Consider the following 14,157-nt stretch of genomic DNA (forward strand, 5'->3'; position numbering starts at 1 on the left):
CAGACCCAGGCCGAGATCAATCATCGTCCCCAGATTATCTCCCTCTCGGAATTCAAAACCTCCCGGACTCACCACCTCACCCGATAACTGCACAAAACTCGAGGAATCGGTAATCAACGGGATAGCTATTTTATGTCCGCAATATAAATAAGGATCGGCTTCAAGATCGCCTACCCTTTGATACCGCAGAATATCCACATTATAGACCTTTCTCCCACCCATAAGCTTGATGTTGCGGCGTGAGGCTCCATCAATCAACCCCCCCGCTTTCTCAATTATCTCGGATACCCTCTGCGAAACAAAACCTTCATAAAGACCCGGTTTCTGAACCCCCTCAGATATAAGAACCTTGACCGGCCTTACTCCGATTAGAGTAACGGTGTAGGCAGTATCAGAGGTGAAATGCCTAATAACACCCTTGAGTTTAAGGCGAGCCTCGGACAGAGTCAGATTGCCGACATCAACCCGCCCGATCGAGCTCATCAGGACAAATCCTTCGGGTGTCACGATTACTTCAATTGGCGGCGTTGCGCCGCTCCAAAAATCAATCCGGAATCTATCCCCCGGCCCGACAACATATTGGTCGGGTTTCACCACGGTGCTGAAAGAGGATTCCTGGGTCTGGGCCAGCCCGGCGGTATGGGAAATAAGACCGATAAGCAAAATTATTGCAACTCGGGGCAGAGTATCATTTAGTCCTTTGTTTCCGCGCAATGTCAATCCTCCAAAGAAGATAAAATCCTTTTGCCTCGCAAAAATAGACATATTTTATACAAAAATCCATTCCAAAAGTCAAGCCTTGCCCTTTAAAGCAGGGCATCGGGTGCCCGGGGCCACGAGCTTTCGCATCATGGCGACAGCCTTTCTTTAATTGGCCTCAATTGGTCAACTTTTCCGTTCCATTCCTTGACCGGAGACATCGGATATGTTAGATTAGTCCTATGTTTTACTGCTCAGGTCGACAATACAACCCCCCCAAATCTTAGGAGTACATCAAATAATGAAAGGCCTTTCAATACTGCTCCTCGGTTTTCTGCTTATTCTGACCACGGTCTCTCTGGCGCAGACCGGACAGATCCAGTTGGATGTCAAAAAGAAGACCCTGTCGAATGGAATGAGAATACTCGTTCTGGAGAATCATGCCGCTCCCACTTTCTCGGCCATTATTCGTTTCAACACCGGTTCGGTCGATGAACATCCGGGAATCACCGGCAGCTCCCATCTCCTCGAGCATATGCTTTTTAAGGGAACTAAGATTATCGGCACAACCAATTATGAAGCGGAAGTGCCTATCATGGCCAAAATTGACTCTCTGGCGCATTTATTAAGAGCCGAACAGGTTAAACTGCTGAGTCCGCTCAATCCCCAGGATTCAGGCCGCCTGAAGGAACTGAAACAGGAAATGGCCAACCTCCAGGCAACCGAAAAAAAATATGTCGTCAAGGATGAACTCTGGGACACATATCTAAAAGAAGGCGGAACTTCCCTCAATGCCTCCACCAGCAATGACGGCACCCAGTATTATGTTTCCCTTCCCAGGAATTGTTTGGAATTATGGGCTTTCTTTGAATCGGATAGATTGGCCAACCTGGTGCTCCGGGAATTTTACTCGGAAAGAGATGTGGTCATGGAGGAAAGACGTTTGACCACTGAAAACAGTCCCCGACGTTCTCTTGATGAGGCCCTGAGTGCTACTGTGTTCTGGGCTTCTCCATATTGCTGGTCGGTGGTCGGATGGATGAGCGACCTGCAGACAGTCATGCGTGAGGATGTCGAAGCCTATTTCAGATCGCACTACTCACCGGCCAATGCCGTGGCCGTCATTGTCGGCGATGTCGATGCCAATCAGCTCTTCAAGATTTGCGATAAATACTTCAGTAAGATTCCCTCCCAGCCGGCGCCCCCTCCGGTGGTCACTCGTGATGCCCCGCAGAAAGGTGAGCGGCGGACGGAAATCGAATATGATGCCAACCCGATGGTTTATGTGGGATGGCCGATCCCTCAGATCGGACACCCGGATCTGCCGGCTCTGGAAGTGGCCGCCAACATCCTTTCGGATGGCCGCACCAGCCGATTTTATAAGAATATCAGAGAAAAGAAGTTGGGCTCGGCTTCCGCTTCCTCGGATGAGACACGCCTTCCCTCTGCATTTACCTGCACCATGACGCCGTTCGGTCAGCATACGACCGCCGAACTAGAAGAAGCGGTTTATGCCGAAATCGACCGGTTGAAAACCGAAAAGGTCTCCGAATGGGAACTCGAAAAAGTGCGCAACCAGAAAGATGCTTCCTTTATCCGCTCGCTGGAATCAAATCGAGGGCTGGCTTTCCGTATTTCATCAAGCGAGGCGATGACCGGCGACTGGCGCAATTTCCTCGATTACCGCGAGGCTCTTAAAAAGGTCACCGCCGATGATATCATTCGGGTAGTCGACAAGTACCTCACCAAAAAAAATCGTTCCGTGGCCTATATTGTCAAATCCACATCTAATTCGCCGGCAAAAAGAGCTGAAAAGGAGATCGGTAGATGAAGACGATAATATTTGCAATGACTCTGTTCCTGATATCCGCCGGCGTTGCTTTTGGCCAGACCGAAACCGCAAAATCCCCCGGCTCAAAAATAGTCGAAAGCCTGACCAAAGAGGAAATCAGCCTGACCATTCCCCGGGTCGGAGTGGATGTTGATCGGGTGGCGCTGGATAATGGGTTGGTCATTTACCTTTACGAAAATCACAAGCTCCCTCTATTCAACATCCAGACTTTGATCCGCTGCGGTTCCGTCTATGATGCTTCCGAAAAAGACGGCCTCTCCGACCTCGTCGGCACTGTCATGCGAACCGGCGGCACCAAAACCATTACCGGTGATTCGCTGAGCATGCTCATGGAATATATCGGCGGCAATCTGGAGGCAAATATCGGCGGCGAGAAAGGCACCGTCTCTCTCAGCGTTCTCTCCAAAGATGCCGATCTGGGATTGAAACTGTTCGTAGACCTCCTTCGTAATCCTGCCTTCCCTCAGGATAAACTCGATCTGGCCAAAATTGATATCAAAAACAATATCAAGAGAAGGAACGACAGTCCCGGCTCCATCGTTAATCGGTATTTCTACAATATGCTCTATGGTGATTATCCGAGCGGACGTGTGTTGGAATGGGCCTCGGTTAAGAATATTACCGCCCAGGAACTGGCTGATTATCACCGGCGGTTCTTTACTCCCAATAATATCATGATTGGGATATATGGTGACTTTAGCAAAACCGAGATTCTTGCCAAATTGAGAGCGCTGCTCGCCGATTGGCCGCAAGCCATTACCGCTCTCCCTGCGCCGCCGGAGGTGGAATTCAAATATCACCCTGGCGTATATCAAATTCGGAAAGATCTCAATCAGAGCAGTATCATGATCGGGCAGCTCGGCATCAAAAGGAATAATCCCGACCGATACGCCGTAAGGTTGCTCAATTATATTCTGGGCGGCGGCTCGTTTACTTCCCGGATAACCTCGCGCGTTCGTTCCGATGAAGGGCTGGCTTATCATGCCAGTTCCAATTTCAATACCGATTCCCGTGATTATGGTGTTTTTGATGCTGAATGCCAGACCAAGAGCGCCTCAACCTACACAGCCACCAGCATCATCATGGAAGAAATCAATAACATACGTAATGATGGTGTAACTTCCGAGGAATTTGAGGGGGCGCGTAATGCTGTCATCAACAGCTCGGTCTTTCTCTTCGATACCCCCGGAAAGATTATCAATCGCCTGATGTCACTTGAATTTGACGGCCTTCCGCCTGATTTCTATAATGATTATTTGAATGAATTCCGCCGGATCACTCTGGCCGATATCAAAAGCGTTGCTCAAAAATATCTCAAACCGAATCAGATGACCTTTGTCATTGTGGGCAATCCTGATGCTTTTGAGAAACCTCTCGATGAATTCGGGCCGGTGACCAATATCGAGTTGACCGAACCTGTTACGGAATGAAATTCTTTACTATGCAAGGCCTGCCATTCGGCAGGCCTTTATTTTTTGGCTAATGGGATGAATCTATCTCTTTTTCCAGAAAATCGAGCAGGTTCTGGAAATCCTGAGGGAGTTTCGATTCGAGAGAAATTGCCTTTCCGGTTACCGGATGAACAAAACGCAGACTCTTGGCATGAAGCGCCTGGCGCGGCATTATCTCCAGCGCCTCCAGAGCATTCTTTAGGTCAATCGAAAATATCCCCCGATGCCACTTTTGACGGCCCCCATATTCCGGGTCGCCAAATACCGGATGCCCCAGATGAGAAAGATGCACCCGTATCTGATGCGTCCGCCCGGTAAGAAGATTTATCTCCAGCAGATCGTAAAGTCGGAAACGCTCGTGCCGCTGATATTCTGTCTGGGCTTCGCGTCCCTTGTGCCGTGTGACCGTCATTTTCCGGCGATCCTTGAACGAGCGCCCCACCGGCAAATCAATAATGCCTTTCTCTTCTTTCATGTGGCCGCAGATCAGCGCCCAATAAGTTTTCTTGATTTCTCTTTTCTGAAGCGCTTGCTGGAGGGCCAGATGGATTTCATCATTCTTGGCGACCAGAATCAGGCCGCTGGTGTTTTTATCCAGCCGATGAACGATTCCGGGGCGGTCAAATCCGCCGATCGTGGAAAGATTCTGCGAATAGTTGAGCAAAGCATTGACCAGCGTCCCCTGAAAATTCCCCACCGCCGGATGTGTCACCATCCCGGCCGGCTTGTTTATGACCAGCAAGTGCTGATCCTCAAAAACAATCTCAAGAGGAATTTTTTCCGCGATAATATCGATCACGGGAGCAGGCGGAATCATGATTACCACCTTCTCCCCGCCTTTAAGCACCTGGTGATGCAAAGCCACCCGCCCGTCAACCGTCACCAGCCCCGCCTTGATTAATTTCTGGACTTTATTGCGGGTAATATTAAGAGCCGGGTTAAGGCCGATATAGCGGTCGATACGTTCCGGGGCTCCTCCCGCCGGGAAAGTAAAGGCCATGGTTTCGTACTCGGGATTATTATCCTTATCACTCATAAAAGACGATGCTCGGCATGGAATCCATCCAATCCCTATAAACTCCTGTGAGAGTGCCAAATCAGACTGTTGTCAGGGTTTTTCCACCGTGATATGGACAATGTTGCCCAATTCTCGTACCGCCCGGTCGATACCGACCAGGGTCGCGCGGCAGACTACCGCATACCCGACCGTAAACTCCTCGAACAATCCCAGATCCACCAGCGGACGGATATTTTTATAGTTGAGGCCGTTGCCGCAGTCAACCATGAGATTAAGCTTCGTCGCCAGCTGAGCCATTTTCTCCAACTTGTCCAATTCATCTTCGGCCGCCTCGATCGTTTCGGCGCTGGTGTATTTATAGGCATTCAATTCGATCGCGTCCACCTTGGCCCGTGCCGCCTCCTTCACCGCATCAATCTCCGGATCGATAAAATAGCAGATATTGATCCCCGAGGCTTTCAGGGCCGCTGCCGTCTCGGCATAGAGGTCGCGATTGGCATCGAGATCGACGCCATTGTTAACCAAAAGATTCTCGCTGGTAAAAGGCATCAGGGTCACCATCCAGGGTTTGACTTCCACCGCTCTTTCTATGAGGTCATCGGTCGGCGCCATTTGCAGGGTGAGCTTGGTTTTGACCATCTCTTTTAAAAGATACAGGTCACGGTCGCGGATATGGCGGCGATCCTCCCGCAGATGACAACTGATTCCATCCGCCCCGGCCACCTCCGCCAGCACTGCCATCTGGGCCGGATCAGGTTCCTTGAGCCGCTTCAGCTCTCGCAGAGCAGCTACGTAGTCAACTTTAATGGATAATATGGACATATACTCTTCCCGGGTTTTTGCCGGAATTTATAGTTTTTAAATATTTCCTTCAAGATATATTTACTGCCCGAATACGGTCGCCGATTTGGATGAATTCTTCAATGGTCACCTGTTCGGCGCGAACATTTTCAGCCAGCCCCATTTCCGACAAAATCTGCACTATATCCGCTTTAACCGGACCGCCCATCCTGACCAGATTATTTGCCAGAAGCTTGCGCCGCTGCTGAAATGCCGCCCGGACCGTTCTCTCAAAGTAATCCCAGTGCTCAACCCGGGGTTTATCTTGTCTGGGCTCAAAAAGAAGTGTCGCCGATACAATCTTGGGTGGCGGAAAAAACGACTTGGGCGATATGGTCATTACTTTTCGAATTTCGAAATGGCACTGACTGAATATCGAAATCGGCGCCCACCCCTTTCCTCCCGGGCCCGCGGCAATCCTTTCCGCCAGCTCTCTCTGGGCCGTAATAACCGCCCGCCCGATAAGTTGATGATATTGCATCATCCAGCCAATCACCGGTGACGTTATATCATAAGGGATATTGCCGATTAATTTGAAAGCACCGTCATGATATTCTGAAGGGGAAACTTTCAGAAAATCCTGATTGACAATCAAGACATTTTCATATCCGGCGAATTTTCCCGAGAGACTCTCAATCAGATCGCGGTCGATTTCAAAGGCCACAAGCCTCGCCCCCGTTGCGGCAATCAATTCGGTTAAGATTCCGCGACCGGGACCAATCTCGAAGACCACATCATTTTTATTGAGATCAAGAAAGCCAACTATTTTGACGGCAATATCCTGATCGGTCAGAAAATTCTGAGAGAATCTTTTCTGCGGTTTGCCAAAGGCCATGACATTTCAGCCCTCAAAAGTCTCGGTCAGACGATACACCCGGCGGCTGTTGAGATCGGTGACTTCTTCCGCTTCCGTGACATCGATATCCCGCAGTTCCGCCAGTTTGTCGCGGACATATCGCAAATAGGACGGCCGGTTGGGTTTCCCACGAAACGGTACGGGCGTCAAATAAGGGCAGTCGGTTTCCATGAGAATATATTTCAGGGGAACCACTTTGGCCACTTCGGCCATCCGCGATCCCGGATAGGTAATTATTCCACCGACCGATATATGAAAGCCGAGATCAATCACCTCAAGAGCATCGAATTGACTGCCCGGAAAACAATGGAAAACGCCGCCCGACAGGCGCGTCGCATACTCACGTATGATATTCAAGGTATCCGAATAAGAATCCCGGGTATGAATCACCACCGGAAGCTTATGTGCAACGGCGATCTCCAGCTGCTTTCGGAAAACCTCCCTCTGCACAGGGCGCGGCGAAAGGTCGCGGTAATAATCCAAGCCAATCTCGCCTATCGCCACAACTTTGGGTTTCTGCAGAAGTTTCAGAAGTTCACCTTCCAGCACGGCATTGTATGTCGTGGCATCATGAGGGTGCACTCCCACGGTGGCATGGATGCTTGCATATTTCTGCGCCATCTCCACCGAGGCGATTGATGACGGCAAATCGGCCCCGATATTAACCATCGTGTGCACGCCGGAAGAAACGGCATCATTGATAACTTCATCCAGACGCCCCCGATACTCCCGGCCGTCAAGATGACAATGCGAATCAAACATTAGCTGATTGTGGCTCCGGGCGGAAGGTCACCTTCGGGCACAATCACAAACAGCTCTTTCCCCTTCTTGGCCGCCAGAAGCATCCCATTGGAATCAACCCCGCGGATTTTCGCCGGCTTGAGATTCTTCACCACCACTACCTTCTTCCCCTTCATATCTTCCGGCTTATAGTGTTCCGCTATCCCGGCAACAATTTGCCGCCGTTCACCGCCGATATCAATTTGAAGTTTCAGAAGCTTATCCGATCCGGCCACCTTCTCGGCCTCAAGCACCTCCGCTACAACCATCTTAATCTTGGCGAATTCGGCAATATCAACCAGATCCGCCGCCGCCAATTCCTCTTTGCCTGCCACAACCGGCTTCCGGCTCTCCTGTATCCTCGGAAACACCGATTCGTTTATCTTGATTGTCGATCCCGGTTGCAGATGATAAAATGTTCTGGCCAGAGCGACACTCAGACTCCTCTTGTCCAACCCGAACACCGCCAGAATCTCCTCTGCTTTATTCGGCATGACCGGATAGAGCAATATGGCCATGATTCGAATCACCTCCGAGCAGGCATAGAGAACCCCGCCCGCCTTATCCATCTCTCCGCTCTTGGCCAGTTTCCAGGGGGCGTTGGTATCAAAGAAACGGTTGGTCATCCGGACCAGGTTCATGATTTCATCAATGGCCGAGCCGATCTGAAAGTGATTTATGTATTGGAGCACTGATTCCGGAAGCGCCTCGGTTTTGGCAATCAACTCCTCCAATCCTTCGATATTCTCGCACGGCGCCGGAAGTTTCCCCCCGAAATGAGAGACAATCATCCGGGCTACCCGCGAAACCAGATTCCCCAGATCATTGGCCAGGTCGCTGTTGTACTTCGTGACCATCCGCGAAAGTTGAATATCGCCGTCCATCCCGAAAGGATACTGGGTAAGCAAAAGGTATCTGGTCGCATCGGAACCAAACCGGGCCACCAGATCATTAGGGTCGATCATATTCCCCAGCGATTTCGACATTTTCTGTCCATCGACCGTAAAAAACCCGTGCAGGAATATGGTCTTGGGGAGAGGCAATTTTGCCGCCAGAAGCATCGCCGGCCAGTAGAGACAGTGGAACTTGAGGATATCCTTGGCCATAAGATGGATTGTTTCGGCCTCATACCACCACTTACGAAATTTCTTATCATCCTTGCCATAACCGATGGCGCTGATATAATTGGAAAGAGCATCGACCCAGACATAAGCCGCTTGTGATTTATCAAAAGGCAGCGGGATACCCCATTCCACTCGCTCCCGGGATAAAGAAAAATCGGCCAGATCCTGCCCCAAAAGCCCCAGCACTTCGCGGCGGCGCTCTTCGGGAAGAATCTCCAACTCATTCGATTCGATCAGCTTTTTCAATTTCCCCAGGAAAGCGGTCAGCCGGAAAAAGTAATTTTTTTCCTTGAGAATTTCCGGCGCCCGTTTGTGGTCGGGGCAGAGACCGCCCACCAAATCCTTTTCCGTCAGGAATTTCTCGCATCCGATACAGTAAATACCCTCATAGGTACCTTCATAGATAACCGCTTCGCCGTCATCAGTCCGGGCCTCTTTCAAAACCATGAGTAGTTTCTGTACCGCCTCCACGTGACGATCATCAGTGGTCCGAATGAAGTCATCATACTCAATCGAAAGACTTTTCCAGGCATTCTTGAAATGCTGCACCACTTCATCGCAAAAGATCTGAGGTTCAACTCCGGCGGCCGCCGCCGCCTCGGCAATCTTGGACCCGTGCTCATCGGTTCCGGTCAGAAAAAAAGCTTCTCGGCCATTCAGTCTCTGATAACGGGTCAGAAGGTCGGCCGATATGGTGGTATAGGAATGCCCGATATGCGGGCGGTCATTCACATAATAGATAGGGGTAGTAACATAAAACGGTTTCTGCACTGAACACTCTCCGGTCATTCGGTTTTATCAATTTTCAAGGCCTCGCGCCATTTCTGAAAGAAAGAGGTCTGTTTTCTTTCTTTCTTCTTCAGATCGCTGCCGTAAACTTTAACTTCCTCGCCGTTTTCATGCTTGACCACCATATAGTCCTCAAAAACATTTATCCGGTCAATGACCCCCTCGCCGGTCGGCGTGGAATATCTCTCGCCGATTTCGGGATATTTACTGCGTACCTCGGCATAGTGCGCCGATTCATATTTCAGGCAGCAGAGGAGCCTGCCGCAATTGCCGGAGATCTTCGTCGGATTAAGCGAGAGCCCTTGCACCCGGGCATCGCCCGTTGAAATCGGATCAAAATCCTTCAGAAATGAACAACAGCATTGCTGGAGACCGCAGATTCCGAACCCGCCGATCCGTTTGGCCTCATCACGCACCCCAATCTGTCGCAGTTCGATTCTGGTCTTGTATTCGGCCGCCAGGTCACGCACCAGCGCCCGGAAATCAACCCGATGCTCAGCGGTGAAATAGAAAGTCATTTTGTTGCGGTCAAATTGATATTCAATATCCACTAATTTCATTTCCAGCTTATGCTTATCGATCAGCTCCATGACCTTGTTCCATGAGGCCTGCTCATCGACACGATTTTTAATCAAGTTCCTTCTATCTTCCTCGCTGGCGGGGCGGAGAATGGAACACGGCTTCTCAGTATCCGAAAAATCCAACTCCTTCATCACCTTCTTATTCAGAAGCCCCATATCTTCTCCCCGCTCAGACTGGACTATGACATAGTCCCTCAGTCTCAAGGAATGATAAAAAGTGTTGAAGTAATAATCCTTACGGTTCCCTTTGAAATCTAGGACATACAAATCAGGCATATTTTCTCCTTCGAAATAACAAAGTTACAAATAAGACGAGAACTGTCAAGGAGTTTGATTGATATGTTTTTTGAGCTTGAAAACCAGCGATATCAGGGCCGGGCGAATATGCGCATTCCGCCGAAGGGCCAAACCAACCTGCTTGACATTATTTAGAATCTCGGAAAAGTCGTCCGGAGCGGCAACCAATGAAGTCAAATTCTCCAATTCCGCGCCCAGATCAACATTGATCAGGTCAGAGCGGTTGCCGCCATATTTGAGCAGAATAATGTCGCTCAAAAATGACTGCCAGTATAAAAGCGTTTGCTCTGTCTCGCCGCGATCTTTGGGATTGGCCAACTCATTCACCGTGGCCGCGGCCGATGGATTGTCTTTAAGAAATATGCTTTTAAACATCAGAAAGGAAGTCTGACGGCGAGGCATTTCACCTTCCTCCCCGATGAATTCCAGGGCGCGCCCAAGAGATCCCTCGGCCAGCCGTGCGGCGAAGGTCCCCTTTTCTATCGGAAGACTATGCTTTTCAGCCAGATATCGGACAATTTCAGCCGCCGGGATTGAGCGAAAGAGAATCTTCTGCGCCCGCGACTGAATGGTCGGAAGCAGATTATCTGGATCATTGGCGGTCAAAATTATGGTCGTCCCCGGAGGCGGTTCCTCAATCAGCTTGAGCAGGGAATCAGCTGAGGCCGGCAGCATCTTTTCCATCTGGTAAAAAAGGATGACTCTCTTGACTCCTTTGTCCAGCCTGATGCCGGTTTTCCGCTTAATCTCGCGGGCGATATCAATCGGTATAGTCAGCTGCCGGGAAGATGATATGATCCGATATGGTTCCGCCTTCTTCTGATCCAGATATTCTCTGGTCAGGTCGATCGCTTCCGCCTCTTTCTTATGAGGCGGCAGTGGAAGAGCAAAATGGAGTTCGGGGAAAATCAGATTTTCCGTCTGCCGGCAGTTGCGGCATTCTCCGCAGGCGTCAATGACAGAGCCATCCGGCCCGAGACGCGGTTTTTCACAATTGAGCAAAGCCGCCAGAGCAATCGCCATCGGCCATTTCCCAACTCCATCCGCGCCATAAAATAGGTAGGTTGACGCCAGCCTCCCTCGATTGAACGAGTTCAGCAGCATCTGTTTGGCCGTCGGCTGCCCCGGTATTCTATCGAAAATAGTCAATTCTGATCCATTCTACCGGGTCGAGCGATTCCTTTCCCCGGCGCAATTCAAATTTCAGATTTCCGGAACTGATAATCCCCAATTTCTCATTTCGGCCGATTTTCTGTCCCTGCTCCACAGACAAATTGTCGATCCCCGCATAAGTCGAATAATAACCGTCCTCATGTTCGATAATGACGAAATTGCCGTAACCGCGGAGATTCCCCACATACGCTACGACCCCATCGGCCACCGCCGCCACCGATGATTTTTTCTTGCCGACAATTTCGATCCCGGGCGAAAATGATTTTAGCTTGGTGATCGGGTCGGTGCTCCAGCCAAATCCTTTGGTTATTGTTCCGGCAAGAGGCGTCGGCAGTCTCCCCTTATACGATGCAAAATTCCCGGTTGCGTATTTGAATTCACTCGGGGCAGCCGCTTTCTCGCGCTTTTTTCTAGCGGTCTCAAGACGGGCGACCACCTCTTCCATTTGGCGCGCGGCATCCGAGAGCGCTTCCAGACGTTCCGTTTCACTGTCCTTATTGCGGCGAAGGCGGGAAAGATCCCGCTCCCGTTTTTGTTTCTGTGATGCAACTATCGTGTATTCGCTTTTTTTCTTTTTCCGGACTTCATCGACGGTCTTTTCGCGGTTAATAAGATACTGATACTCTTTCTCCGCTTCTTTCAGATATTCCGAGGAGCGTGAGAGCTGTATCTTATCATACGCCGCCAGAGTCCTTAAGTAACGGAGCCGCAGATAAGCCTCTCTTTCCATAAGAATTTCGTTGTTCTGAGTAATACCGCCCCACCGGATTCCGGAATAATAGTAATTCAGGTTCCCGATATATCTGCTTCTGGAGGATCTGAGACGCGCCTGCGAATCCTCCAGACGAGTTCTGGAACCCTGAATATCACCCCTGATTGCTGTCAACTGCTGATTGAGTCTCCTCAGGACAGTTTCATTGGCGGCCGCCCGCTGATCATAATCGGATATTTCATTCAGCACTCTCTTTTCGGCGTTCTGAAGCGAATCGAGATTCTGCTGAGTTTTTTCAATATCCCGTCTTATTTTCTCCAATTCCTTCTTCTGATTAACCAGGTCGCCGGATTGAGCAAATGTGACGGAAATAAGAGTGATGACCATACCCAAAACAGCCGCCGCCGTTACCAGAAACCGCTTCCCGCCTATCATAATGCCCGCCGCGAACCGACATACGCTCCCAACAGGCCGACTGCGCCGGCTCCCAGACAAAAGTACAGAATTTGAATCAGAGAAGGATATGTAATGATAATATCCCCGTAGGAGAGATAGAGCGAGCCATACATTATTATGCACCACCCGGCCACCGCCGAAACCACGGCAAAGAAAACACCTTCCAGCCAATAGGGTAAGGTACAAAATCCTCTCCCCGCCCCGAGCAGGTTCAACTGCATCAGTTCGGCCCATCTGGCGCGCATTGATAGTCGCACCGTCTGAATCAGGTTCAAACCGCTCGCAAGAAAAATGACCAACCCCAGAAAAAGCAGAACCCGGCCGACTATTATCTTCCCCGTTTGAGCTTTGTTCAGCCAGTCCCGGGCATAGAAAATTTCTGCCACTCCCTGCAATCTTTTTACATTATTGGTAAAGCGCTCCAGCCACATGGAATTCAACAACTCCGGCTTGAATGTAACAATTAGAGAGCGGGGCAAAGGATTTTCATCGAATCCTTCCAGAAGGTCAGAACCCATCAGGTCATATAAACGCGCCCGGGCATCATCGCGTGAGACATATTCCACGGTTGCGACTCCATCCAGACGGCGGAGAGCGGCGCTGAGAACCGATGTTGTCGAATCGGGAAGTCGGTCATCGATAAAAATCTCCATATCAATATTGGCTATCATCTGATCATAGTAATGCGATGCGGTCAGCGTTCCAATCCAAACCAAATCGAAAAGGAGAAAAAGCAGAAGCAGGGATAGAAATGAGCTTATTGCGCCCAATGGCCGCGTAACAATATTGCCGGCGGCTTTACCGATAAGAAATAGGAGGCGGCTCATTGCAGACGACCATCCTTGATATGGAAAGCCATGACCCCGGGGAAATCAAAGGCTCCTTGGCCGGTTGTGAAGATTATCATCGCATGCCCTGCGACCGACAGCCTCTTAAGAATCCCCAGAAGTTCATTGGCCGCAGCCGATTCAAGCCGATCCAGCGGCTCATCAATTAGAAGTAGCGGCTGGTCGGCTATAACCCCTCTCCCCAGCATGACCAGAAGTCTCTCTCCGCGAGTAAGATTGGAGATCTTCTCCCGTTTCTTGCTCAGCAGATTAAATTGTGTCAATATCTGTTTCAATTTCGCCCTTTGCACCGAAAGAGCATCTCCCCTGATGGACAATGGATAAACCAGATTGTCGGCTACCGTCAGGCCGGGAACAAGGTCGAAAATCCCACCCACCCCGCCGATCCGCCTCCGGATCTCGTTTATCTGACGTTCATTTTTAAGATTAAGAGTTCTGCCAAATAGAATGACCTCTCCCGAATCGGGCTTCCGAGCTCCTATAAGAAGCTCCATTAGAGAGGTTTTTCCGCTGCCGGTCGGCCCGATAATAAGCGCCGTTTCTCCCGAACAGAGAGCCAGATTGAGATTTTCAAAAATCCGGAGCCCCGCTTCATTGGAGAGCGATACTGCAACCAGTTCTACGATTTTCTCTTTACTAATCAATTTGACAAAGCCGCAAATTATCGTAATTTGATTGTAA

Annotated in this window: 13 protein-coding genes; 2 read left to right on the forward strand and 11 right to left on the reverse strand. The window is 50.1% G+C overall.

Annotated elements, in window-relative coordinates:
• On the reverse strand, positions 1-714 hold a 714-nt coding region (locus NT002_05365), incomplete at its 3' end, for an SLBB domain-containing protein (protein MCX6828694.1).
• Between the two features lie 286 nt (positions 715-1,000).
• Between NT002_05365 and NT002_05370 the strand changes: the two genes are divergently transcribed.
• Together NT002_05370 and NT002_05375 are read left to right on the forward strand one after the other, a co-directional pair.
• The gene (locus tag NT002_05370; protein MCX6828695.1) at positions 1,001-2,530 is read left to right on the forward strand and encodes a pitrilysin family protein; all 1,530 of its coding nucleotides are present in this window, start codon (positions 1,001-1,003) and stop codon (positions 2,528-2,530) included.
• Positions 2,527-3,981, forward strand: coding sequence for a pitrilysin family protein (locus tag NT002_05375; GenBank protein ID MCX6828696.1), 1,455 nt, complete (start codon positions 2,527-2,529; stop codon positions 3,979-3,981). The genes NT002_05370 and NT002_05375 overlap by 4 nt, the downstream gene beginning before the upstream one ends.
• Positions 3,982-4,030: 49 nt before the next feature.
• Here NT002_05375 and NT002_05380 read toward each other — a convergent pair whose 3' ends face one another.
• From NT002_05380 to NT002_05425, 10 genes are all read right to left on the reverse strand, one after another.
• The gene (locus tag NT002_05380; protein ID MCX6828697.1) at positions 4,031-5,038 is read right to left on the reverse strand and encodes an RluA family pseudouridine synthase; all 1,008 of its coding nucleotides are present in this window, start codon (positions 5,036-5,038) and stop codon (positions 4,031-4,033) included.
• A 72-nt stretch (positions 5,039-5,110) separates the two neighbouring features.
• Entirely contained in the window at positions 5,111-5,842 is a 732-nt protein-coding gene (locus NT002_05385; protein ID MCX6828698.1) for a pyridoxine 5'-phosphate synthase, read from the reverse strand.
• Between the two features lie 49 nt (positions 5,843-5,891).
• Complete coding sequence (rsmA, locus tag NT002_05390; protein ID MCX6828699.1) at positions 5,892-6,695, reverse strand: 16S rRNA (adenine(1518)-N(6)/adenine(1519)-N(6))-dimethyltransferase RsmA; 804 nt, start codon at positions 6,693-6,695, stop codon at positions 5,892-5,894.
• A 6-nt stretch (positions 6,696-6,701) separates the two neighbouring features.
• Complete coding sequence (locus tag NT002_05395; protein MCX6828700.1) at positions 6,702-7,478, reverse strand: TatD family hydrolase; 777 nt, start codon at positions 7,476-7,478, stop codon at positions 6,702-6,704.
• Complete coding sequence (gene metG / locus NT002_05400; protein MCX6828701.1) at positions 7,478-9,391, reverse strand: methionine--tRNA ligase; 1,914 nt, start codon at positions 9,389-9,391, stop codon at positions 7,478-7,480. Before metG ends, NT002_05395 begins: the two co-directional genes overlap by 1 nt.
• Before the next feature lie 14 nt (positions 9,392-9,405).
• On the reverse strand, positions 9,406-10,266 hold the full coding sequence (gene ricT / locus NT002_05405; GenBank protein ID MCX6828702.1) for a regulatory iron-sulfur-containing complex subunit RicT: 861 nt from the start codon (positions 10,264-10,266) through the stop codon (positions 9,406-9,408).
• A 45-nt stretch (positions 10,267-10,311) separates the two neighbouring features.
• Positions 10,312-11,436, reverse strand: coding sequence for a hypothetical protein (locus NT002_05410; protein ID MCX6828703.1), 1,125 nt, complete (start codon positions 11,434-11,436; stop codon positions 10,312-10,314).
• Positions 11,420-12,607: a peptidoglycan DD-metalloendopeptidase family protein gene (locus NT002_05415; protein ID MCX6828704.1), complete on the reverse strand. Its 1,188-nt coding sequence runs from the start codon at positions 12,605-12,607 to the stop codon at positions 11,420-11,422. The genes NT002_05410 and NT002_05415 overlap by 17 nt, the downstream gene beginning before the upstream one ends.
• Entirely contained in the window at positions 12,604-13,455 is an 852-nt protein-coding gene (locus tag NT002_05420) for a permease-like cell division protein FtsX (GenBank protein ID MCX6828705.1), read from the reverse strand. The genes NT002_05415 and NT002_05420 overlap by 4 nt, the downstream gene beginning before the upstream one ends.
• Positions 13,452-14,120 (reverse strand): ATP-binding cassette domain-containing protein, encoded by a 669-nt coding sequence (locus NT002_05425; protein MCX6828706.1) that lies wholly within the window; start codon positions 14,118-14,120, stop codon positions 13,452-13,454. The genes NT002_05420 and NT002_05425 overlap by 4 nt, the downstream gene beginning before the upstream one ends.
• Positions 14,121-14,157 lie beyond the last annotated feature (37 nt).

This window comes from Candidatus Zixiibacteriota bacterium (assembly GCA_026397505.1).
GTDB lineage: Bacteria > Zixibacteria > MSB-5A5 > GN15 > PGXB01 > JAPLUR01.

Excerpts from the sequence above, each read along its gene's own strand:
- NT002_05370 (MCX6828695.1), top strand. The coding sequence starts at position 1,001 with ATGAAAGGCCTTTCAATACTGCTCCTCGGTTTTCTGCTTATTCTGACC.
- NT002_05375 (MCX6828696.1), top strand. The coding sequence starts at position 2,527 with ATGAAGACGATAATATTTGCAATGACTCTGTTCCTGATATCCGCCGGC.
- NT002_05380 (MCX6828697.1), bottom strand. The coding sequence starts at position 5,038 with ATGAGTGATAAGGATAATAATCCCGAGTACGAAACCATGGCCTTTACT.
- NT002_05385 (MCX6828698.1), bottom strand. The coding sequence starts at position 5,842 with ATGTCCATATTATCCATTAAAGTTGACTACGTAGCTGCTCTGCGAGAG.
- rsmA (MCX6828699.1), bottom strand. The coding sequence starts at position 6,695 with ATGGCCTTTGGCAAACCGCAGAAAAGATTCTCTCAGAATTTTCTGACC.
- NT002_05395 (MCX6828700.1), bottom strand. The coding sequence starts at position 7,478 with ATGTTTGATTCGCATTGTCATCTTGACGGCCGGGAGTATCGGGGGCGT.
- ricT (MCX6828702.1), bottom strand. The coding sequence starts at position 10,266 with ATGCCTGATTTGTATGTCCTAGATTTCAAAGGGAACCGTAAGGATTAT.
- NT002_05415 (MCX6828704.1), bottom strand. The coding sequence starts at position 12,607 with ATGATAGGCGGGAAGCGGTTTCTGGTAACGGCGGCGGCTGTTTTGGGT.
- NT002_05420 (MCX6828705.1), bottom strand. The coding sequence starts at position 13,455 with ATGAGCCGCCTCCTATTTCTTATCGGTAAAGCCGCCGGCAATATTGTT.